This window comes from Kerstersia gyiorum, from assembly GCF_048595715.1.
Classification (GTDB): domain Bacteria; phylum Pseudomonadota; class Gammaproteobacteria; order Burkholderiales; family Burkholderiaceae_B; genus Kerstersia; species Kerstersia gyiorum.
In genome coordinates, this window is the sequence record NZ_CP169556.1 from 2,971,121 (window position 1) to 2,992,266 (window position 21,146).

Here is a 21,146-nt window from a genome sequence, read left to right on the forward strand (position 1 = left end):
CACGATCCGGGCCTGCTGCGGAAAAACCGTATCAATGGATATCAGGCGCCAAGGCGCCGCACCCTGGTCACAAACGCGTCATCCTGCCGTGTTTCCATGTGTGCAACGCCATCGTACGGGAGCCGCCATGACCACCTCGCCTCATCCAGAAGACCAGGCCGGCCAGGCCGCCGACAGCACGGCTTCCGGCGGCAAGACCGTCAGGCGCTGGCGCACGCTCTGGATATCCGACCTGCATCTCGGTTCTTCGGGCTGCAAGGCCAATTTCCTGCTGGACTTCCTCGAATACAACGAAACCCAGACGCTGTACCTGGTTGGCGACATCATCGACGGCTGGCAATTGCGGCGCCACTGGCACTGGCCGCGTGCGCACAACGACGTCGTGCAAAAAATCCTGCGCATGTCGCGCAATGGCACGCGCGTCTATTTCATTCCCGGCAACCATGATGAATTCGCCCGTCAGTTCCTGGGCTATGCCTTCGGCGACATAGAGATCCACGACGAGATCGAGCATCTCACGGCGGACAAGCGCCGTTTCCTGGTCATGCACGGCGACCGCTTCGATGCCGTCATCCAGCACGGCAAATGGCTGGCCTACCTGGGCGACCGCCTCTATACCTGCGCCATCTGGATCAACAACCATTACAACCGTTTCCGTCACCGCCGCGGCCTGCACTACTGGTCGCTGTCGCAATACCTGAAGCACAAGGTCAAGAACGCCGTCACCTACATCACGGACTTCGAGGAAGCCCTGGCTGGCGAAGCGCGGCGCCGTGGCATGCACGGCATCATCTGCGGCCATATCCACAAGCCGGAAATGCGCGACATCGACGGCATCCTGTACTGTAACGACGGGGATTGGGTAGAAAGCCTGTCGGCGCTGACCGAGGATCACGACGGCAAGCTTGCCTTGCTGGACTGGTCTGTGCATGCCAACCTGCATGCACGCCACCCAACAGCCTCGCACCAACCGGTTTCCCTGCCCGCGCTGCCTTCCGCCCTGAGCCGGAAAAGTAAAAGCGCCGGCCTGCGAACGTCGGGGAAAACACGCTAAAACCGTCGGGCATATTGCGCAATCCTTCGCCCTGGTTCATGCTTATGGCGTGAAAGCATACCAGCGCAAGCATGCGCGCATCGCTCGCACGCCTGTTACTGCACGCGTGCGGCCCTGTCGCACCCCTGCGCCCTCCCTACCCACGGGCCTATGAACGACCAATATTCGCAGCTTTACGAATCCTTCCGGTGGTTGTTGCCTGCCCAGTTCAATCTGGCGCAGCCCTGTTGTGTCCAATGGGCGATCAGCCCATCCGACGCCCGCCGCGTCGCCCTGGTCGTCGAAAAAAGCGAAGGCGATGCCACAACCTGGCAATACGGCCAATTGCAGAATATCTCCAGCCGGCTGGCCGGCGGCATGGCGCGCATGGGCGTACAGCGTGGCGACCGTGTCGCACTGCTGCTCTCCGACCCGGCCTACCTGGTCATCGCCGCACTGGCCGCCTGGACCCTGGGCGCCATCGTCATGCCGCTGTCCGCACGCCTGTCGCCCACGCAACTGGCCCAGCGCCTGCGCCAGGCCGCCCCGCGTGTCGTCGTGCTTGATGATCTGGCCCTGGCGGCCTACCTGGCTGAACGCGCCCGCCTGCCGGCAGGCACGCGTCTGGTGGGCCAGGGCATGGATAGCGAACACTGCATCGCCTGGAAAGGCCTGCTGGCCCGCCAGCCCAACGGCCTGCAACCCGTACCGCTGCCGCCGGATGCGCCGGCCATGCTGCACTTTCCGCCGGAAGCCGGCCCGCATCATGGCGGTGTGCTGCTGCCGCACAGCGCCCTGATCGGCAACCTTCCCGCCTTTGTCGCCTCGCTGGACTGGTTCCCGCGCGGCAAGGACCGCCTGTGGGTGGCCGCCAACTGGTCGCAGGCAGATGTCCTGCTGGGTGCGGTGCTGCCAGCCCTGTACTTCGGCGCCACGGCCATTGCCATCACACAACCACCCGATGCCGCTTCGCTGCTGTCGCGGCTCTACCGCCTGCGCATCAGCGACATGATCGCCACCCAGGACACCCTGCGTGAATTCTGCGCACCAGGCCATCCGCCCCTGCCCCTGGCCAGCCTCAACGCCATCGCCGCGATCGTGACCGACGCCTATCGGGAAACCGACATGCAACGCTGCCAGGAGTTGCTGGGCCGCCGCCCCAACGCGGTCTACGGCGTGCATGGCATGTATGGCCTGGCTGGCGACAGCGGCGAAAAATGGCCGGTTGCCGACCATAGCCCCGGCCGGCCGTATCCTGGCCATTACCTGGCCGCACTCGACCCCGCCGACAATGAACTGCCGCCGGGCGTACAGGGCGAGTTGGCCTTGCGCCAATACGACCGACACGGCCATGCCGACCCACTGTTTCCGGTCGGCATCTGGCAACAAGGCGAAATCCAGCCCGCGCCTGCTACCTGGATGCGCACCGGGCTGCAGGCGGCACTCGACAGCGAAGGCCGCATCATGCCCCTGCCGCCCCCGGCTGCCGAAAAAGCCCAGGGCTCGCACCGCAGCAGTCGGCCGTCAGCCAGCCGCGCCAACCATCGCCCGGCCCCGAAACCCAAGACACCCTTGCCACGCAACCGGCGTGCGCCTGGCTCCACCGCCTGACCGCCTGTGCGCCGCACGCCACGTCCTTGCTCCCTGTTCCTGCCCTAGCCGCGCCTTGCCATGCCCATTTACCAACTGGATGACCTGACCCCGAACATCGACCCGGATGCCTTCCTGTTCGAGAACACCACCGTCATCGGCGACGTCACCCTGCATGCCGGTGCCAGCCTCTGGCCAGGCACCATCCTGCGCGGCGACAGCGCCCCCATCGTGGTTGGCGCCAACAGCAACATCCAGGATGGCTGCGTGTTGCATGCCGACCCCGGCTTTCCCATGACAGTCGCTGAAAACGTGACAGTCGGCCACCAGGCGATGCTGCACGGCTGTACGATCGGGGCGGGCAGCCTGATCGGTATCCAGGCCGTCGTCCTCAATGGCGCCGTGATCGGCCGTGATTGTCTGATCGGCGCCGGCGCGCTGGTCCCTGAAGGCCGTCATATTCCCGATCGCTCGCTGGTCATCGGCGTGGGCAAGGTTGTGCGCACGCTGGACGACGAAGAAATTGCCGGCCTGCATGCCAACACACAGCGATATGTGGCGCGCGCGCAGCTTTACCGCAACCGCCTGCGGCGACTCGCCTGAGCCTGGCGCCAGCCGGCCATGGGCTTGAGTTAAGATGTAGCCATCATGACCGACACCCTGAAAAAATACCTTTTTACCGATCGTCGCGTCCGTGTTGTCACGGCTTCGCTGGATCAGTCCTGGCAGGATTCCCTGCAGCACGTCCAGTATCCCGAAGGCGTGCGTGACCTGCTCGGCGAGCTGGTTGCCGCCGCAACGCTGCTGACGGCGAATCTGAAACTGGACGGTTCGCTGCTGCTGCAGATCCAGGGCGACGGCGCCATCGCGCTGCTGGTCGTGGAATGCCGCAGCGATCTCTCCATCCGCGCTACCGTCAAACTGCGCTCCGGCCAGTCCTGGCCGCAAGGCGTGGGTTTGCAGGCGCTGCTCAACCCCGGCGGCCAGGGCCGTTTCGTCGCGGTACTCGACCCGCGCAACAAGCTGCCCGGCCAACAGGCCTACCAGGCTGTCGTCCCTCTCGTCGGCAACAATGTTTCCGAAGTGCTGGAACACTACATGAAGTCGTCCGAACAGCTCGATACGCGTCTTTGGCTTGCCGCCAACGACAAGCGGGCAGCCGGTCTGCTGATTCAGCGCCTGCCCGATCACGGCGGCACGCTGGCCACCGACAGCGAACTGCCGGCCGACCAGATGGACGACTCCTGGGAACGCGCCGTCACGCTGGCCAGCACGCTGAGCTACCAGGAACTGCTGGCCCACGACACGGACATCCTGATCCATCGTCTGTTCTGGGAGGAAAGCCTGCTGGAACTCCCGCCGCGCAGCATCCGCTACTTCTGTCCGTGCACGCGCGAGCGCGTTGCCGGCATGCTGCGCATGCTGGGCCAGCAGGAAACCGATGCCATCATCGCAGAACAGGGCAAGATCGAAGTGCAGTGCGATTTCTGCGGCAAGCCGTATGTCTTCGACCCGGTCGATGCCGCCGCACTTTTCACGGCCCCCAGCCCTGCCCCCAGCGCAGACCAGGCGGAAACGCGACACTGACCAGACTGGCACGCTCGCACCGTGCCAGGCCCGAACAAAGCCGGCCAGCGCCGGCCACCTGGTGGGCAACCATACGGCCGGCCATCGCAGCCTATACTAAACCTGCATTCCGCTCGGCACCCGGCGCCCTAGGCATGCCCCACCCCCGTCTCTCGCTTACAGGGAAATGGGGAATTCTGCGACCTGACAGACGCCAGCCGGGCGGGCAGACTGCTGGCAGATGCATATCTCTTCTGCCTGCCTCCCAGCCTGCTCCATGCGCCGCCTTCCGCCCTGCCTTCGCCACGGCCCCGGCACGACCGCGCCGCTCACCTCCGTCTGCGCCGGTTCACCCTGGCGCCAGGCTGGCAGCAGCATGGCCGAGGCATGCCTGGCCTTTGCCGTGCTCGGCAGCATCTCGCTGGCGGCGCTGGAACTGGAACATGCCGGCAATATGGCGCAAATCGCCGAAGTCGCGCTGCTGGATGCGCTGCGCGCCGGCGCCAGTGATCACGCACGCCCGCAGGCCATGCGCCAGGCCTTCGAGCACACGATGCGGGCCAGCCTGCCTGATGCGCCCAGCCAGACGCCAGGCTCCCGCCTATACCAGGCCTGGCAGAGGCGTCAGCAGGCCAGCGGCGGACTGCCCGTCTGGCGCCTGGATATCCTCAACCCTGGCCCCGACAGCCTGGCCGACCATGCTGCGCCGGGACGCGATATCACCGGCAATATCGCCGCTGCACAGCCTGCGGACGCTGGTGCCGCTGCGCTGGCCTTCTACTACCAGGACCTGCGCCATCGCGAGAACCTGGCCAGAGGCTGGCAACAAGGCCAGGGCATCGCTTCCGGGCAGAACGTCTTCGAAGCCAATGTGCTGACCCTGCAGTTGCGCTATCTGCATCGTCCTCTCAGCCCGCCGGCCCGCTGGCTGCTGCGCCTGGGAAGCACGCTATTTGCCAGTGCCGGGGACACGGATGGCCCTGCCATCGCCCAGGCCGGCCTCTGGCCGATCTATCGTCGCGCGGCGCTGCCCATGGCGTCCGAAGCCTGGGCATGGCCGCAACGCCGCCTGCAAAGCACCGACGGCCCGGCCGGCGCAGGCAGCCCCATCCCCTCGGGCAACGCGCATGAGCCCACGTCCATTGGTTCAGAAAACAGCGGCACGCCATGGCCGCTGCCCGTCCCAGGCGCGCCTTCCACGCCGCCAGAGAATAGCCATCACGATCCAGATCGCGATCCTTGGCTCACCTGGCCCACTACCCCTGCAGTCTCTCTGCCCGACGGACTTGGCCCGTCTCCCAGCCTACCGGAAGCCCCCGGCGCCCCCGCCGGAAGCGGCTTGCCCGAAGCCGGTGAACCGCTTTGCGGGTTGATGTTCTGCTGCAGCGGCTGACACACCCCCCAAGCCGGCACCCGCCTCAGGCGAGCCGCAGCACCCCGGCGCCCAGCGCAATCACAGCCACGGCGATCAAGCGCTGCCGGCCAATATGCTCTTTCAGGATCAGGCCGGAAATCAATACGCCAAACAGGATGGACGTTTCGCGCAACGCCGACACCATGGCCACCGGCGCCTGCGTCATGGCCCACAGTGCTACGCCATAGGACACCAGCGTGCCCGCGCCTCCCACCATGCCCATCGGCCAATTGCCGCGCAGATAACGGATGAACGCCCGGTAGCGCGTAGCCAGCGCCCATACCAGCAACGGCACGCCGGTCAGCAGAAAGATCCACAGCGTATAAGCCGCCGGTGCGCCCGACAGCCGGACACCTGCGCCATCGACCAGCGTATAGCTGGCAATGAATACCGCGTTGATCATGGCCAGCCTGACCCCGCGGCTATCCTGCCCGGCGCGACGCGCCAGGGCCATGCTCAGCACCCCCAGGCAAATGACGACTATGCCGATCCAGCCAGCGGGCGCAACGGCGTCATGCAGGAACAAGGCGCCCGCGCAGGCCACGATCAGTGGTGCCGTGCCGCGCATGACTGGATAGGTCTGGCTCATGTCCGCAATACGATAGGTATTGGCCAGCAGAACGTAATACGCCACCTGCAATAGCATGGAAACTGCGATGAATGGCCAGCTGGCCCGCGCTGGCATATCCAGGAAGGGCAGCACCACGCCAGCCATCAGCATCGCACCGAATGCTACCAGCACCGTGCTCAACAAGGTATCCGTCCCGCCCTTGACGATGGCATTCCACGAGGCGTGACACGCGGCAGCCATCAGCACCAACCCAAATACCAACAGCGACATGGCGATCTACATCCCTACGCGACAGACCAAAATGAAACCGAAAAAACGGATCTTGCCATTGGAATCCTCACCGGCCGGCAATGCAAGCCGCCGCTGTCTCGCCGGCCGCTGACGTGTAAGACCCGGTAACCGGCGCCCTGTTCTGCTTCATTGCGTCCGCTAATGTCCTTGCGGACACAATGATGATGCATTTCATGCTAAACAAATAGGGGGCTGATCATTGAGCGCTTACCTTTAAACTACTCACTTTGACGCAAATCGAGTACCAAGAAATGTACAAGATGTCCTCCGATGTGAAGGAGCCAGGCAAGCAAGCGCCCCGTCCTCGGACAAAACCAGCGGAAGTTCGCCTGGATGAACTGATGAACGCGGCGGAAAGGTTATTTCTCGAAAAAGGCGTCGACTCGACGACGATTAACGAAATCGTCGAGGCTGCACAGGTAGCCAAGGGCACGTTCTATCACTACTTTTCGTCCAAGAACGAGATTTTGGAGGCGCTTGGCAGACGCTATACCGATCAATTCCTTGTTAGCCTGGAAACGGCAGTTGACGCCTGTGCGGAAGGGGACTGGGTCGGACGGCTACGCGCCTGGATCCACGCCAGTGTCGTGACTTACGTTGACACATTCCGCATACACGACATTGTCTACACCAACCATCACCATCATGATCGTTCCAACCAGGCCAAGAATGCCATTCTTGATCAGTTGCTCGGGATCATTGAGGGCGGCACGGTTGCCGGTCTCTGGACACCGGAAAATCCGAGAGTGGTAGCGCTGTTGATCTACTCGGGCGTACATGGCGCAACCGATGACGTGATCGCCGCTCAAGCAAAGGATTGCACGGCGTTTGCACAAGCAGTCACGGAAAACTGTTTGCGCATGCTGGGCATCTTTCCATAAAAAAGATCGGCATCCATCAAGCCTTGGGACAAAGTGCGTTGAGTAGCGCAGTGACAGATGGCGCATCTTCTAGCATCTCGGCGAGTTTCGAACCCATCCTAATTCCCAAGCATGGGCGGCATTTCACGGGTTTTGACGACGAGGGCATGGCCGAAGCGCCTGCCTGGCAAGTCCGGCCGCTGGAGATCATGCACCTGGTCGCGCTCTTCGATAGCCTGCGAGTCAAGATCCGCGAGGATGCCATGGCGCGCGACAAGGCGGTCTGTTCTACATTCTGGATACGGGGTCTTTAACGATCGAAGACCCGTGATGTCCTGGACTCCTGAGCGCTGCCTACGATGGCCTCAAGGACATGCCTGAGGCGCTGGCAGCGGTACGCAAGGCCATCAAGACAGGTGGCCACTACCCTGACGGCGAAGCTGCCAACAAGCTGATCTGGCTGGCCCTATGCCACATCACTAAAAAATGGGATCGTTCTGCCCATGATTGGCAGACCGTCATGAATCAATTCGCTCTCCATGGTGAAGAGCGATTCATCCAGCCTTCCGTCTGTTGGTCAATTCGCCTGGAACCCGGCATGAAGGACACTCCCAGCCGACACTCCCGGCTCAGGCCTCAGGGCTTTAGGGCTTTAGGGCTTTAGGGCTTTAGCCGACCGTCCAACCCCTGGGGTCAGTTCACAAGGAGCGATCGTCACCGACGGCACTGGCATCAGCCGATTGCAAGTCCGGTTCAGCGGCGCCGGTTGGCCTGTTTGGGGTCCGGCTGCTTGACTTCGGGTAGCGGGGCGCCGGGCGGCAGGATGCGTACGAAGATTTCTTCCTGGCGCATCATGCTCAACTCGCCCCTGGCCCGCTCTTCCAGCGCCTCGGTGCCGGTGCGCAAGTCACGGACTTCAGCATCCAGCGCCAGGTTGCGCGCACGCAAGCCTTCGTTGACATCCAACTGCTCGACCAGCTGCTGCTGCAACTCATGGGTCGCGAACCAGCCGCCCTTGCCCAGCCACAATGGGTACTGGATCAGGCCAACCAGAATCAACAGAAGCAGGGCGAACAGCCGCATGGGATTATCCGTCTGGGAAGGCTGGCAGGCACCATGCCCGCTGCCCCCTCCCGGCTACGATCAGCGCAGATTATAGAAAGCTTCGACGCCCGGATAATGCGCCACGTCCGCCAGTTCCTCTTCAATGCGCAGCAACTGGTTGTACTTGGCCATGCGGTCCGAGCGCGACAGCGAACCGGTCTTGATCTGCATGGCGTTGGTTGCCACCGCGATATCGGCGATCGTGGAATCCTCGGTTTCGCCCGAACGGTGCGACACGACTGCCGTGTAGCCCGCACGCTTGGCCATTTCGATGGCAGCGAAGGTTTCCGTCAGCGTACCGATCTGGTTGATCTTGATGAGGATCGAATTGGCGATGCCCTTGTCGATGCCTTCCTTCAGGATCTTGGTGTTGGTCACGAACAGGTCGTCACCCACCAGCTGGACTTTCTTGCCCAGGCGCTCGGTCAGGTGCTTCCAGCCGGCCCAGTCGCCTTCGGCCATGCCGTCTTCGATGGTGATGATCGGATACTTGTCGCACCAGGTTGCCAGCAGGTCGGTGAACTGTTCGGCGGTCAGGGAAACGCCGCCCTCGCCTTCCAGGTGGTACTTGCCGTCGCGGTAGAACTCGGAACTGGCGCAATCCAGGCCCAGCGCAACCTGGGTACCCGGCTCGTAGCCGGCGTCCTCGATGGCGCGCAGGATCAACTGGATGGCCGCTTCGTGGCTTTCCACGCTGGGAGCAAAGCCACCTTCGTCTCCCACGGCAGTGGAGAGGCCCTGGTCGTGCAGGATTTTCTTCAGCGCATGGAACACTTCGGCGCCGACGCGCAGCGCTTCACGGAAGCTGCGGGCACCCACCGGCAGGATCATGAATTCCTGCAGGTCCAGCGAGTTGTTGGCGTGCGCGCCGCCGTTGATGATGTTCATCATCGGAACGGGCATGCTCAGCGGGCCGCTGCCACCGAAATAGCGGTACAGGGACAGGCCGGCTTCGTCGGCGGCAGCACGGGCCACGGCCATGCTCACGGCCAGCATCGCATTGGCGCCCAGGCGCTCCTTGTTCTCGGTGCCATCCAGCTCGATCAGGGTGCGGTCGATGAAGGTCTGTTCCTGGGCATCCAGGCCGATCAGCGCTTCGGAGATTTCGGTATTGACGTTCTCGACGGCGCGCAGCACGCCCTTGCCGAGATAGCGCGACTTGTCGCCATCACGCAGTTCGATGGCTTCACGCGAACCGGTGGATGCGCCCGACGGTACCGAGGCGCGGCCCATGGCGCCGGATTCCAGCAGGACGTCGCATTCGACGGTGGGATTGCCGCGCGAATCCAGAATTTCGCGGCCGATGATGTCGACGATAGCACTCATTGTCTTAAAACCCCCAGATGGTTACTGATTCATGTGTTCTTGCGCCCAAGGCGCCTGCAAGCAGCCTGTGCGTCCTGCTCATGGCAGCCAGCGGCAGGAGGCGCGAGGCGCTTCCTGCCGCTGGCTGTCGCAGGACATCCTGCATGGCCGCTGCCGCTGCTTACTTCTGCTCGGCCTGCTGGCGCGCCTGGCGATGAGCCTGGGCAGCGCGCACATAGCCGATGAACAACGGGTGGCCGTCACGCGGCGTGGACGTGAATTCCGGGTGGAACTGCACGCCCAGGAACCACGGGTGATCCGGAATTTCCATGATTTCCGGCAGATTCTCGGTCGGCGTGCGTGCGCTGATGACCAGCCCGGCTTCTTCCAGGCGAGGCACGTACACGTTGTTGACTTCATAGCGGTGGCGATGGCGCTCGTTGACTTCGTCACCGTAGATCTTGTGCGCCAGCGTGCCCGGCTTGACCGGCACGCGTTGCGCACCCTTGCGCATGGTGCCACCCAAGTCGGAGTTATCGCTGCGGCGTTCGACCTTGCCTTCGCGGTCCATCCATTCGGTAATCAGCGCCACCACCGGATGCGGTGCGGACGGATCGAATTCCGTGCTGTTGGCGCCGCCCAGGCCGGCCTTGTGGCGGGCGTATTCGACGACAGCCAGCTGCATGCCCAGGCAAATGCCCAGGTAGGGCACCTTGTTTTCACGGGCATAGCGCACCGCAGCGATCTTGCCTTCGGTACCACGCTTGCCGAAGCCGCCGGGCACCAGAATGGCATCCAGACCGGAAAGCAGCTCGGCCGCGCCGCGCTTTTCGATTTCTTCGGAGTCGATGTAGTCGATGACAACCTTGCTGCGCGTGTGAATGCTTGCATGCACCAGGGCTTCGCTCAAGGACTTGTAGGACTCGGTCAGGTCGACATACTTGCCCACCATGCCAATACGCACTTCCGATTCCGGATGGCGCAGCGCCTCGTTCATGGTATCCCAGGCGCTCAGGTCGGCCGGTGGCGGCGTGAGGTTCAGCGCATCGCACACCAGGCTGTCCAGCCCCTGCTTGTGCAGCATGGACGGGATTTCATAGATGGACTCGGCGTCCCACACGGAAATCACCGCATCCTGCGGCACATTGGCGAACAGCGAAATCTTGGCGCGCTCTTCGTCCGGGATCGGACGGTCGGCGCGGCAAAGCAACGCGTTCGGATAAATACCGATTTCGCGCAACTTCTGCACCGAATGCTGCGTAGGCTTGGTCTTCAGTTCGCCGGCGGAAGGAATGAAAGGCACCAGGGTCAGGTGCACGAACGCCGCATTGCCGCGCCCCAGGCGCAGGCTCATCTGGCGTACGGCCTCGAGGAACGGCAGGGACTCGATATCCCCGACGGTGCCGCCGATCTCGACGATGGCGACATCAGCATTGCCGTTGTAGGCCGCCTTGGCGCCACGGGCGATGAAATCCTGGATTTCATTGGTGATGTGCGGAATCACCTGGACTGTCTTGCCCAGGTAATCGCCACGGCGTTCCTTGCGCAGCACCGACTCGTAGATTTGTCCGGTGGTGAAGTTATTCACCTTGTGCATGCGCGCCGAGATGAAGCGCTCATAGTGGCCGAGATCCAGGTCGGTCTCGGCGCCGTCCTCGGTCACGAACACTTCGCCGTGCTGGAACGGACTCATCGTGCCCGGATCGACGTTGATGTAGGGGTCCAGCTTGAGCATCGTCACCAGCAGGCCACGCGATTCCAGAATCGCGGCCAGGGAAGCTGCAGATATGCCTTTACCAAGCGAGGACACTACCCCGCCCGTCACGAATACGTACTTGGTCATTTCAGAATACGGCCGGGGCAATCGGCCGTTGCGGTCTGGAACAGAACAGGCGGCTTGCGCCAAGCCCGCACCATCCCCAGGAACCCCGGGCACGGCCTGCCACGTCCGGGGTTCGGGTTGATAGGGATAAAGACGAAGTTTAACTCAGCTTCCGGACCACTAGTGGCCTGCGTTGCAAGTTGTCTCCTGGCGCACGGTCACCAGATGTCGCAGACGGACACATACCGGAGAACCTTGTACCCGCAGCCACAGATATGATGAACATGTCACTTTGCCGGCCCAGGCAGCCCGGCAAGCCCAGCAAACCGTTGTGCCCCGCCGGGCTGCCGCCCGCCGCATCACCCTGGATCGCCCATCCCTCATACAGGAGTCCCTATGCGTATCAAATCCCGTCAATTCGCCAGTGCCTGCGTTCTGGTCCCCGCCCTGGCCCTGCTGGCCGCCTGCGACAACAAGGCCAACGATGCCACGCCTCCCGCACCGCCTGCCACTTCGGCGCCTGCACCGGCTGCCGAACCCCCGGTGACGGCACCCACCACGCCGCCGGCCCCGGCCGACAACGGCACGCAAACCCCGGCCACACCGTCGGCCGACACGCCGTCCATCGGCACCAACGAATGGTTCGACTGGGTTGAAACCAAGGCAGGCATCACGGACGGCCAGGGCCACGGCCCCGACCAGGGTTCGGAAGAATGGTGCCGTGCGGTGTCGTTCAAGGTATACGGCAAGGAGCCCGAAGGCGCCGTCACCTGCGATCAGGTCTGGATGGCGGATATCGACGCCCGCCTGCGCGCAGCCCAATAAAGCCAGCAGAGCCCCCCGCCGCCGCGCCTGGCTAGGTGCGGCGCTGCCGCTGCGTGCGGTCATTGGCGCGACGCCCCGATCAGACGTCTTCCGCACCCGGTGGACGATTGCCATCGCACTCACCGGGCGCCATTGCTTATTGTGGCGCCAGCAACGGCTCGGTCCGCTGTTCCAGCCAATGCAATGCCTCTCCCTGCAACAGGGGTGCCAGCCGTTGCCGGACGTCGGCATGGTAGCCGTCCAGCCAGCGTAGCTCGTCCTCGCGCAGCAGGCTGATGTCCATGCAACGGGTATCTATCGGGCAAAGCGTCAGGGTTTCGAAGGCCAGGAAATCACCGAACTCCGTTTCCCCGGCGGGCACGGCCAGTACCAGGTTCTCAATACGGATCCCCCACTGGCCCGGGCGGTACAGCCCGGGTTCATTGGAAGTCACCATGCCGGCTTCCAGCGGCACCTGCACGGCAGCACGCCAGGAAATGCTCTGCGGCCCTTCGTGCACATTCAGGAAATAGCCGACGCCATGGCCCGTCCCATGGCCGTAATCCAGGCCATGTTCCCACAAGGGCGCCCGGGCCAGCACATCCAGCGCCTGGCCGCTGGCCCCATGGGGGAAGCGCGCACGCGACAGGCCGATCATGCCCTTGAGCACCAGGGTGAAGTCCCGCTTCTGGGCCGCCGAAGGCTGCCCGATGGGAATGACCCGAGTGATGTCTGTCGTGCCGCCCAGATATTGAGCGCCCGAATCTATCAGCAACAGGCCATTGCCACGAATATCCGCATAGGATTCCGGCAGGGCGCGGTAATGCGGCATGGCGCCGTTGGCATTGAAACCGGCGATGGTAGGAAAGCTCAGAGATACATAGCCGGGCCGGCGTGCACGCGCAGCAGTCAGGACTTCGTCCACCGTGAGTTCGGTCAGTGCCGCGCCAGCTGCCAGTTCGCGCTCGAACCAGGCAAAGAATTCACACAGGGCTGCCCCATCCTGCTCCATTGCCTGGCGGATATGCGCCTGCTGCGCAGGCAATTTGCAGGCTTTGAACAGGCGCGAAGGATTCGGTGCTTCTATTGTCGGCAAGGCATCCGGTACCCGCCGCACAAGATCCACAACGACATTGGCCGGATCAAGCAGCAGGCCCTCGCCCTCCAGCCCTTCAATGGCTGCCGTTATCGCTTCATAGGAATGCAGGGTCACACCGGCTTGCTGCAATGCCGGCGCCACACCGGCCGCCAGGCGCGAGGCATCGACAAACAGGTGCGCCTGCCCCTGCACGCTGATCAATGCATGGGCCAGAAACACCGGGTTGTAATCGACATCGCTGCCGCGCAGGTTGAACAGCCAGGCGATGTCGTCCAGCGTGGATAGCAAATGCCAATCCGCCCCGTGCTCGCGCATGGCGGCACGTACCCGTTCCAGTTTGCCGGTACGAGCCTCGGCAGCCCAGGCCAGATCATGTTCTACGACTGGCGCTGCCGGCAATGCCGGCCTGTCGCGCCATGCCTGATCCACGCCATCGAAATCCACTTGCAGTGCCCAGCCATGTGCCGCCAGGTCCGCTTCCATACGGCGCCAGAAAGACAAGGACACGGTGCGACCATCCACGGCCAGGCGGCCAGGTTCGCCTTGCTGCGCCAGCCAATCGGCCATGCCCGGCGCACCGCCGCCCAGGCGCATCAGCACGATACCCGTGCCGGCCAATTGCGCTTGTGCCTGTTCCCAGTAGCGGCTGTCGGCCCATAACGCAGCGGCTTGCTGCGTGACCAGCAGATTGCCCGCCGAGCCGGTGAAACCACTGAGCCACTCGCGCACCTGCCAGTATCCAGGCAGGTATTCGGAAAGATGGGGATCGGAAGTCAGTACCAGGCCGGCCTGGCAGCCGGCATCAGCCAGGGCACGCCGAAATGCGGCCAGGCGCGCTTGTATTGCATCTTGATTCATTGCGGCACTCTCGGGTTTGCACGTTTTGCATCATACCGCCGCCCCCATGCAGGTACCTATTGCCGCACCTGATGTCACTGCTGATATCACGCCTGTGCCATGCCTGTTCCAGCCCCCAGCCGCGCATGGCCTGGCAGCGGCTACCGGAACAAGGACGAAGGCATGCGCCATGCTTGCCTTCGTCCGGCATGCATGCGGCCTACAGCGCCGGCACTTCCAGCCTGGCGGACGTTTTCGCCTGGACTTCCTCTACCGTGACGCCAGGCGCCAGTTCCAGCAGGCGCAGGCCGTCAGGCGTGACTTCCAGGACGCACAGGTCGGTAATGATCAAATCGACCACGCCCACGCCGGTCAGGGGCAAGGTGCATTCCGGCAGCAGCTTGATGTCCTCGCCACCGTCCTTGCGGCGCGCGACGTGCTCCATCAGCACGACGACGCGGCCAACACCGGCCACCAGATCCATCGCGCCCCCCATGCCCTTGACCATCTTGCCCGGAATCATCCAGTTGGCAAGGTCACCACGCTCGGAAACCTGCATGGCCCCCAGGATGGCCAGGTTGATCTTGCCGCCGCGTATCATTGCGAAGGAATCCGCCGACGAAAAGAACGACGACCCCGGCAAGGTGGTGACAGTCTGCTTGCCAGCGTTGATAAGGTCGGGATCGACCTCGCTTTCCGTGGGGAAAGGACCGATGCCCAGCAGGCCGTTTTCCGATTGCAGCCAGACTTCCACACCAGGCGGCACATGGTTGGCCACCAGCGTCGGCAGACCAATGCCCAGGTTGACGTAGAAACCGTCCTGCAATTCACGAGCGGCGCGTGCCGCCATTTCATCTCTGCTCCATGCCACGATGGTGTCCTCCTCAGGCGCTGCGCGTCGTGCGCTGTTCTATGCGTTTTTCAGGGTTGGCATTGACGACGATGCGATGCACGAAAATACCGGGCAGATGGATTTCATCCGGCTCCAGGTCGCCGACTTCAACCAGATGCTCCACTTCCACCACCGTGACCCGCCCCGCCATCGCAACATTGGGATTGAAGTTGCGCGCCGTCTTGCGGAAGATCAGGTTGCCGCTGCGGTCGGCCTTCCAGGCATGAACCAGCGAGACATCGGGCACGATGGCGCGTTCCAGCACGTAATCATGTCCATCGAAATGCCTGATTTCCTTGCCTTCCGCAACAATGGTGCCCACGCCTGTGCGGGTATAGAAAGCCGGAATGCCGGCTCCGCCCGCCCTCAGTTTTTCGGCCAGGGTACCTTGCGGCGTGAATTCAACCTCCAGCTCGCCCGCCAGGTACTGGCGCTCGAATTCCTTGTTTTCCCCAACATAGGAGGAAACCATCTTGCGCACCTGCCGGGTTTCCAGCAACTGTCCCAGGCCGGCGCCATCGACGCCGGCATTGTTGCTCACGCACGTCAGGCCACGGACGCCGCTGTCGCGCAGCGCGCGTATCAGGGCTTCCGGAATGCCACACAGCCCGAAGCCCCCCACCCCGATGGTCTGGCCGTCCTTCACGATTCCATCCAGCGCTTGTTCCGCGCTTCGATAGACTTTATCCATTGATTGTCGCTCCTTACTGGCATTGATACTGCACAACAACGAGACCTCGGCACCAGCCAGATAACCCTTGGCTATGAGCAGGACAAGGTTAAGAAAAACCGGCAATCAGAGGGCCAGGCCCTGCGGGTGGCACCCCGCTGGCTTGCCCTACAATCCCGCCCATCATACTTCGAGTCCCAGCAAGGAAAACCATTAGCTATGTCGCAATTGTTGCAACGCGAATCCATGGAATATGACGTGGTGATCGTCGGCGGGGGGCCGGCGGGCCTGTCGGCGGCGATCCGGCTCAAGCAGCTGGCGGCGGCGTCCGGCAGCGAGCTGGGCGTGTGCGTGCTGGAGAAGGGCGCGGAACTGGGCGCGCACACGTTGTCGGGCGCGATCATGGACCCGCGTGCGTTAGATGAGCTGCTGCCGGACTGGCGCGAACGCGGCGCGCCGCTGGACGTGCCGGTCACGCAGGACCGCTTCCTGTTTCTCACGCAGGAGAAGGCGCTGCGCACGCCGGACTGGCTGCTGCCGTCCTGTTTCCACAATGAAGGCAACTACATCGTGCGCCTGGGGCACGTGGTGCGCTGGCTGGGCGAGCAGGCCGAGGCGCTGGGCGTGGACATCTTTCCCGGCTTTGCCGCCGTGGAGGTGCTGTACGACGCACAGGGCGCGGTGCGCGGCGTGGCCACCGGCGACATGGGCGTGGCGCGCGACGGCAGCCACACGGCGAACTACCAGCCCGGCATGGAGCTGCTGGCGCGCTATACGGTGTTTGCCGAGGGCGCGCGCGGCCAGCTCGGGCGCGAACTGATCGCGCGCTTCGGGCTGGACGCGGGGCGCGACCCGCAGAGCTATGGCATAGGCATCAAGGAGCTCTGGGAGGTAGACCCGGCGCAATCGCAGCCAGGCCTGGCGATCCACACCAGCGGCTGGCCGCTGGACAGCAAGACCTACGGCGGCACCTTCCTGTATCACCTCAATGACAATCAGGTGGCGCTGGGCATGGTAGTGGGGCTGGACTATGCCAACCCCTGGCTGTCGCCCTTCGAGGAATTCCAGCGCTTCAAGACGCACCCGGCCATCCGCCCCATGCTCGAAGGCGGCAAGCGCCTGGCTTATGGCGCGCGCGCCATCACGGCCGGCGGCCTGTTGTCGCTGCCCAGGCTGGATTTCCCGGGCGGTGTGCTGGTGGGCTGCGAAGCCGGCTTCATGAATGCCTCGCGCATCAAGGGCAGCCATGCCGCCATCAAGTCCGGCATGCTGGCGGCGCAAGCCATTCATGCGGCGCTGACCCAGGGGCGTGGCCAGGATGCGCTGGACGGCTACGGCCAGGCCTTCCAGGCCTCCTGGCTGCACGAGGAACTGAACCGGGCGCGCAACTTCAAGCAGTGGTTCAAGAAGGGGCTGCCGGTGGCAAGCTTCATGACGTTCGTGGAGCAGGGCCTGCTCAAGGGACGGATGCCCTGGACACTGCACCGCAAGCAGCCCGACCACGCCTGTCTGCGGCCGGCGGCGGAGTACGAGCGCATCGAGTACCCGAAGCCGGATGGCAAGATCACTTTCGACCGCCTGAGTTCGGTCTTCATCTCGAACACCAACCACGATGAAGACGAACCGGTGCACCTGACCCTCAAGGACCCGGCCGTGCCGGTGCAGGTGAATCTGGCCATCTATGCGGGGCCGGAGGCGCGCTACTGCCCGGCCGGGGTGTACGAGTTCGTCAAGGACGAAGCCGGTGCCGACGCGCTGCGCATCAATGCGCAGAACTGCGTGCACTGCAAGACCTGTGACATCAAGGACCCGACGCAGAATATCGTCTGGGTAGCGCCCCAGGGCGGCGAAGGGCCGGTTTACAACGGCCTGTGATGCCCCTCTCCCTAGGCCCGTGCCCGGGCGGGCAGGGCCTGTCGTCCTGACGACCTACAGGCCCAGTGCAGCGATACCGGCGCGGGCGATTTCGACGTCTTCCGCCGACTTTACTCCGGAGACCCCCACCGAGCCCGCCACCTGCCCGTCCACGATGATGGGCACACCGCCTTCCAGCATGCCTTCGCTCAAGGGAGCGGAACCAAAGGCGTAGCGCCCCTGATTGATGAGATCTTCGAAACCTTTGCTTTCGCGCCGCCCCATTGCCGCAGCACGCGCCTTGGCCGGCGCCACCAACGACGTGAACGGCGAAGCTCGGTCCATGCGCAGCAGCCCGAGCAGATGGCCGCCATCATCGGCCACGGCGATCGTCACCGCCCATTGCTTCTGCCGTGCATACGACTGGGCTGCGTCCAGGATCTGCGTCACTTCGGACTGTGTCAGAAAAAACTTCTGCTGCATACGGAACTCCCTAGCTGAACCAGCGATAAGACAATCGGGCGACAGCGCCCTTGGCCCATCATAACCACAGAAACCGGCACTGGCGGCCCGGCGAGAGACCAGCGCGCCCCGCCTGCCCTGGGATATATGACCGCCATTTATGTCTCGTATTAACACCAGAAACGATGAGCATATGGCCAGGATGAAAAATTTCCTTGCATTTCACGGCCTTCGATCAGGTTTCGCACCCGACTTATTGGCAGATTTGCTAAAATTGACGCTCACCGTCAAGCCCATTCAAGCTGGCGCTGCTGCTGCAGCGCTGCCGCCAAGTTTTCAACGACGCCCATGCACGCCGCCCGCTCAAACCGTCCAGGCATTACCTCCATTCTAATGTCTGCGCCGCGCTGCCTGATTGCATGCGGAGTCCTGTTCCTGGCTGGCTGCGCCAGCACCAATCCCCCCCAGCAGCAGCAAGCACGCCTGATCTCACTGGAAAAGCCGGGCTCGGCCCGCCAGCCGCAGGCCGATGAAAGCTCCCTGGATGCCCTGATCGCCAGCTACACCGCCAGGCAACGTGACCGCGCAGCCCTGCCGCGTAGCAACCTGGCCTCGGACCGCTACGCGGACCACGGCACTTCCGATACCGACAACGCGCTGGTCAGCTCCGCCCTGGAACACCTGGGCGTGCGCTACAAGTGGGGCGGCACCAATCCCGACACCGGTTTCGATTGCAGCGGCCTGGTCGTCTATGCCGCGCGCGAATCCCTGGGCCTGCAACTGCCGCGCAGCGCCTCTGAAATGGCACATTCCGGCAAGGCCGTCTCCCGTTCGGAACTGCAACCTGGCGATCTCGTCTTCTTCAATACGCTGGGGCGGCGCTATTCCCATGTCGGCATCTATGTCGGCGACAATCAGTTCGTGCACGCACCGAACTCCAAGGGCGTCGTTCGTATCGAAAGCATGGATATCCGCTATTGGAGCAAACGCTTCAATGGCGCGCGCCGCCTGTCGGCTGCCGCCAGCTGAATCCTACCCGCTGAAAAACCTTTGGCTGCGTTCCCTTCCCTGGATCCTCAGGGACGGGCCTGCAACACAAGGGTGCCACCCCACCCTGCCCTTGCTGCCCGTAGCCGGCCCTAGATCTGGCCCTAGTGCCGACGCCAGGATCGCCCCCCTGCCGCTGATTGCATGCGGACCGGCAGCGCTCACCCGTCCTGGCTGCGACAGATGCCCCATGAAATAAAAAACCCGTCAGGACTCTTTGCTCTGGCAAAGAGTCCTGACGGGTGCTGCATGATTTTTTCCTGTATGGCCCGCCATACCGGACAACACGCAAATGCTATGGGAAAAAAACCGTTTCAGCAGGAAGAACAGAGGCCGCACTGATTGAGCGCCTGCTTCATGCTGCAGACAGAACGGCGGCAGGCGACGACACGGACGCCGCTGCGCATGGCCGCGCTACGGAAGGTCTTCATGACGTTATGCCCGAGGAAGTCAGTCAGCAGGATGACCAGCTCGGTACCGGAAGGCAATTGCAAGGTTTTCTTCTGATGGGAAGGATCACGGCCACTGATGTGGTGCGTGATGGCAATATTGTGGCCTTTCAGGAGATCCGGGATATTGCCCAGACGGTCGGCCCCGACGACGACGGCACTCAGTGATTGCGACATGGTTTTCCTCATAGCATCGTTACGATAGATGTAATGATAGTGATTCCTATTTGGAATGCAAGAGTAAAAAAGTCGGGTATGCCGAATTTATTTCTATTCAAGCTATTGCGTCGTTAGGTTTTCGCTATTGCAAGGTGGTCAGCAGCCTTGCAGGGCTGCCCAACAGGCCCGCACAAACGTGGCAGCCACCCCACACACCCCAAAAGAAAAAACGCGCCTGCGTCAGCCGCAGGCGCGTTCCTATCCCCATTCAACACCAGCACCTGCCGGCGGGCACGTGTGGGCACACTCTCTTTGCGTTCCCGGTCATGCAGGCGCAGGCGCATGTTATTCCGGCGCGATATCGCCGCCGTGTTCCATGATGGCCTGCTGCACGACCTCGCGGGTCAGCTGCGGCGCCGCCATTTCCAGGAAGGTATAGACGTAGTCGCGCAGGAACACCCCTGCTTTGACCCCTATGCGCGTGGTATGCGTGCCGAACAGCCGTCCCACAGGCAGGCCCACCAGCCCGGAGTCGCGTCTCGGGTCGTAGGCCACGCCGGCAATGATGCCGATACCCATGCCCACATCCACGTAGGTCTTGATCACGTCGGCATCAATGGCCTCGAGCACGATATCGGGATGGATACGCTGCCCGGCAAAGGCGTCGTCTATTGCCGTCCGGCCGGAAAAGGCCCGGTCGTAGGTAACGATCGGGTATTCGGCCAGTTGCTCCAGCGACAATTTCTTCACGGCGCTGGAGCGCAAATCCGCCAGCGGATGATCTGGGCGCACCACCACCACGTGTTCCCACGTGTAGCAGGGCAGCGTTACCAGGCCAGGGGTCAACGCCAGCGATTCCGTAGCGATGGCCAGGTCGGCTTGCCCGTGCAGCACCATTTCCGCCAATTGCCGCGGGCTGCCTTCGGCCAGCGAAAGGTGGACCTTGGGAAAACGCTGCCTGAACGCCGGGATGACCTTGGGCAGCATATACCGGGCCTGGGTATGGGTACAGGCGATGGTCAGCCCGCCCTCATCGCGGCGCGCGTACTCGTCGCTGACTTTCTTGAGATTGTCGACTTCGAGCATGATGCGGTCGATGACCTGGGAAACCGCCAGGCCGGGGCGGGTCAGGCCCTTGATACGCTTGCCATGGCGTTCGAAAATCTTGATTCCCAGTTCGTCCTCGAATTCGAGAATGGCCTTGGAAACACCCGGCTGCGAGGTGTAGAGCATCCGAGCGGCTTCAGTCAGGTTGAAGTCGCGGCGAATGGTTTCCCGGACAAAACGAAATTGCTGCAGGTTCATGGTGTGGCTACC

19 protein-coding genes and 1 pseudogene are annotated in these 21,146 nt (G+C 63.1%); 10 read left to right on the forward strand and 10 right to left on the reverse strand.

Annotated elements, in window-relative coordinates:
• Positions 1-34: 34 nt before the first annotated feature.
• From ACEW7X_RS12970 to ACEW7X_RS12990, 5 genes are all read left to right on the forward strand, one after another.
• Positions 35-1,054 carry a UDP-2,3-diacylglucosamine diphosphatase gene (locus ACEW7X_RS12970; protein WP_372726434.1) on the forward strand — a complete coding sequence of 340 codons (1,020 nt, stop codon included), beginning with the start codon at positions 35-37 and terminating at the stop codon, positions 1,052-1,054.
• A gap of 150 nt (positions 1,055-1,204) precedes the next feature.
• On the forward strand, positions 1,205-2,644 hold the full coding sequence (locus ACEW7X_RS12975; protein WP_068366604.1) for an AMP-binding protein: 1,440 nt from the start codon (positions 1,205-1,207) through the stop codon (positions 2,642-2,644).
• Between the two features lie 60 nt (positions 2,645-2,704).
• The gene (locus ACEW7X_RS12980) at positions 2,705-3,226 is read left to right on the forward strand and encodes a gamma carbonic anhydrase family protein (protein ID WP_068366607.1); all 522 of its coding nucleotides are present in this window, start codon (positions 2,705-2,707) and stop codon (positions 3,224-3,226) included.
• A gap of 45 nt (positions 3,227-3,271) precedes the next feature.
• Complete coding sequence (locus ACEW7X_RS12985; protein WP_068366608.1) at positions 3,272-4,210, forward strand: Hsp33 family molecular chaperone HslO; 939 nt, start codon at positions 3,272-3,274, stop codon at positions 4,208-4,210.
• Positions 4,211-4,565: 355 nt separating this feature from the next.
• Entirely contained in the window at positions 4,566-5,582 is a 1,017-nt protein-coding gene (locus ACEW7X_RS12990) for a hypothetical protein (RefSeq protein WP_420177285.1), read from the forward strand.
• A 25-nt stretch (positions 5,583-5,607) separates the two neighbouring features.
• Here the strand turns inward: ACEW7X_RS12990 and ACEW7X_RS12995 are convergent, their stop codons facing one another.
• Positions 5,608-6,444: an EamA family transporter gene (locus ACEW7X_RS12995; protein ID WP_420177286.1), complete on the reverse strand. Its 837-nt coding sequence runs from the start codon at positions 6,442-6,444 to the stop codon at positions 5,608-5,610.
• A gap of 272 nt (positions 6,445-6,716) precedes the next feature.
• Here ACEW7X_RS12995 and ACEW7X_RS13000 point away from each other — a divergent pair, with 272 nt between their 5' ends.
• Entirely contained in the window at positions 6,717-7,346 is a 630-nt protein-coding gene (locus tag ACEW7X_RS13000) for a TetR/AcrR family transcriptional regulator (protein ID WP_420177287.1), read from the forward strand.
• Between the two features lie 83 nt (positions 7,347-7,429).
• Positions 7,430-7,890, forward strand: a pseudogene (locus ACEW7X_RS13005) (hypothetical protein); the annotation flags it as partial.
• Positions 7,891-8,078: 188 nt separating this feature from the next.
• Here ACEW7X_RS13005 and ftsB read toward each other — a convergent pair.
• The 3 genes from ftsB to ACEW7X_RS13020 form a co-directional block, all read right to left on the reverse strand.
• The gene (gene ftsB, locus ACEW7X_RS13010; protein WP_127775000.1) at positions 8,079-8,408 is read right to left on the reverse strand and encodes a cell division protein FtsB; all 330 of its coding nucleotides are present in this window, start codon (positions 8,406-8,408) and stop codon (positions 8,079-8,081) included.
• Positions 8,409-8,468: 60 nt separating this feature from the next.
• Complete coding sequence (eno, locus tag ACEW7X_RS13015) at positions 8,469-9,755, reverse strand: phosphopyruvate hydratase (RefSeq protein ID WP_068366623.1); 1,287 nt, start codon at positions 9,753-9,755, stop codon at positions 8,469-8,471.
• A gap of 160 nt (positions 9,756-9,915) precedes the next feature.
• Positions 9,916-11,577: a CTP synthase gene (locus tag ACEW7X_RS13020; protein ID WP_068366626.1), complete on the reverse strand. Its 1,662-nt coding sequence runs from the start codon at positions 11,575-11,577 to the stop codon at positions 9,916-9,918.
• A 375-nt stretch (positions 11,578-11,952) separates the two neighbouring features.
• Between ACEW7X_RS13020 and ACEW7X_RS13025 the strand changes: the two genes are divergently transcribed.
• Complete coding sequence (locus ACEW7X_RS13025; protein WP_083969340.1) at positions 11,953-12,381, forward strand: hypothetical protein; 429 nt, start codon at positions 11,953-11,955, stop codon at positions 12,379-12,381.
• A 136-nt stretch (positions 12,382-12,517) separates the two neighbouring features.
• Here the strand turns inward: ACEW7X_RS13025 and ACEW7X_RS13030 are convergent, their stop codons facing one another.
• The 3 genes from ACEW7X_RS13030 to ACEW7X_RS13040 form a co-directional block, all read right to left on the reverse strand.
• Entirely contained in the window at positions 12,518-14,317 is a 1,800-nt protein-coding gene (locus tag ACEW7X_RS13030; RefSeq protein ID WP_068366629.1) for an aminopeptidase P family protein, read from the reverse strand.
• 199 nt (positions 14,318-14,516) lie between these two features.
• Entirely contained in the window at positions 14,517-15,167 is a 651-nt protein-coding gene (locus tag ACEW7X_RS13035) for a 3-oxoacid CoA-transferase subunit B (RefSeq protein ID WP_068366632.1), read from the reverse strand.
• Positions 15,168-15,180: 13 nt separating this feature from the next.
• Entirely contained in the window at positions 15,181-15,879 is a 699-nt protein-coding gene (locus tag ACEW7X_RS13040; RefSeq protein ID WP_068366635.1) for a CoA transferase subunit A, read from the reverse strand.
• A gap of 225 nt (positions 15,880-16,104) precedes the next feature.
• Here ACEW7X_RS13040 and ACEW7X_RS13045 point away from each other — a divergent pair, with 225 nt between their 5' ends.
• On the forward strand, positions 16,105-17,733 hold the full coding sequence (locus ACEW7X_RS13045; RefSeq protein ID WP_420177932.1) for an electron transfer flavoprotein-ubiquinone oxidoreductase: 1,629 nt from the start codon (positions 16,105-16,107) through the stop codon (positions 17,731-17,733).
• A 54-nt stretch (positions 17,734-17,787) separates the two neighbouring features.
• Here ACEW7X_RS13045 and ACEW7X_RS13050 read toward each other — a convergent pair whose 3' ends face one another.
• Positions 17,788-18,195 carry a GlcG/HbpS family heme-binding protein gene (locus tag ACEW7X_RS13050; RefSeq protein ID WP_068366638.1) on the reverse strand — a complete coding sequence of 136 codons (408 nt, stop codon included), beginning with the start codon at positions 18,193-18,195 and terminating at the stop codon, positions 17,788-17,790.
• A 372-nt stretch (positions 18,196-18,567) separates the two neighbouring features.
• Here ACEW7X_RS13050 and ACEW7X_RS13055 point away from each other — a divergent pair, with 372 nt between their 5' ends.
• A complete protein-coding gene (locus ACEW7X_RS13055) occupies positions 18,568-19,203 on the forward strand; it encodes a C40 family peptidase (RefSeq protein WP_068366640.1) in 636 nt (211 codons plus the stop codon).
• 332 nt (positions 19,204-19,535) lie between these two features.
• Here the strand turns inward: ACEW7X_RS13055 and ACEW7X_RS13060 are convergent, their stop codons facing one another.
• Together ACEW7X_RS13060 and ACEW7X_RS13065 are read right to left on the reverse strand one after the other, a co-directional pair.
• Positions 19,536-19,847: a DUF2325 domain-containing protein gene (locus ACEW7X_RS13060; protein ID WP_068366642.1), complete on the reverse strand. Its 312-nt coding sequence runs from the start codon at positions 19,845-19,847 to the stop codon at positions 19,536-19,538.
• 327 nt (positions 19,848-20,174) lie between these two features.
• The gene (locus ACEW7X_RS13065; RefSeq protein WP_068366648.1) at positions 20,175-21,134 is read right to left on the reverse strand and encodes a CysB family HTH-type transcriptional regulator; all 960 of its coding nucleotides are present in this window, start codon (positions 21,132-21,134) and stop codon (positions 20,175-20,177) included.
• Positions 21,135-21,146: the final 12 nt, after the last annotated feature.

Coding starts and splice junctions, on each gene's coding strand:
- ACEW7X_RS12970 (WP_372726434.1), top strand. CDS start 35: ATGGATATCAGGCGCCAAGGCGCCGCACCCTGGTCACAAACGCGTCAT.
- ACEW7X_RS12975 (WP_068366604.1), top strand. CDS start 1,205: ATGAACGACCAATATTCGCAGCTTTACGAATCCTTCCGGTGGTTGTTG.
- ACEW7X_RS12980 (WP_068366607.1), top strand. CDS start 2,705: ATGCCCATTTACCAACTGGATGACCTGACCCCGAACATCGACCCGGAT.
- ACEW7X_RS12985 (WP_068366608.1), top strand. CDS start 3,272: ATGACCGACACCCTGAAAAAATACCTTTTTACCGATCGTCGCGTCCGT.
- ACEW7X_RS12990 (WP_420177285.1), top strand. CDS start 4,566: ATGGCCGAGGCATGCCTGGCCTTTGCCGTGCTCGGCAGCATCTCGCTG.
- ACEW7X_RS12995 (WP_420177286.1), bottom strand. CDS start 6,444: ATGTCGCTGTTGGTATTTGGGTTGGTGCTGATGGCTGCCGCGTGTCAC.
- ACEW7X_RS13000 (WP_420177287.1), top strand. CDS start 6,717: ATGTACAAGATGTCCTCCGATGTGAAGGAGCCAGGCAAGCAAGCGCCC.
- ftsB (WP_127775000.1), bottom strand. CDS start 8,408: ATGCGGCTGTTCGCCCTGCTTCTGTTGATTCTGGTTGGCCTGATCCAG.
- eno (WP_068366623.1), bottom strand. CDS start 9,755: ATGAGTGCTATCGTCGACATCATCGGCCGCGAAATTCTGGATTCGCGC.
- ACEW7X_RS13020 (WP_068366626.1), bottom strand. CDS start 11,577: ATGACCAAGTACGTATTCGTGACGGGCGGGGTAGTGTCCTCGCTTGGT.
- ACEW7X_RS13025 (WP_083969340.1), top strand. CDS start 11,953: ATGCGTATCAAATCCCGTCAATTCGCCAGTGCCTGCGTTCTGGTCCCC.
- ACEW7X_RS13030 (WP_068366629.1), bottom strand. CDS start 14,317: ATGAATCAAGATGCAATACAAGCGCGCCTGGCCGCATTTCGGCGTGCC.
- ACEW7X_RS13040 (WP_068366635.1), bottom strand. CDS start 15,879: ATGGATAAAGTCTATCGAAGCGCGGAACAAGCGCTGGATGGAATCGTG.
- ACEW7X_RS13045 (WP_420177932.1), top strand. CDS start 16,105: ATGGAATATGACGTGGTGATCGTCGGCGGGGGGCCGGCGGGCCTGTCG.
- ACEW7X_RS13050 (WP_068366638.1), bottom strand. CDS start 18,195: ATGCAGCAGAAGTTTTTTCTGACACAGTCCGAAGTGACGCAGATCCTG.
- ACEW7X_RS13055 (WP_068366640.1), top strand. CDS start 18,568: ATGTCTGCGCCGCGCTGCCTGATTGCATGCGGAGTCCTGTTCCTGGCT.
- ACEW7X_RS13060 (WP_068366642.1), bottom strand. CDS start 19,847: ATGTCGCAATCACTGAGTGCCGTCGTCGTCGGGGCCGACCGTCTGGGC.
- ACEW7X_RS13065 (WP_068366648.1), bottom strand. CDS start 21,134: ATGAACCTGCAGCAATTTCGTTTTGTCCGGGAAACCATTCGCCGCGAC.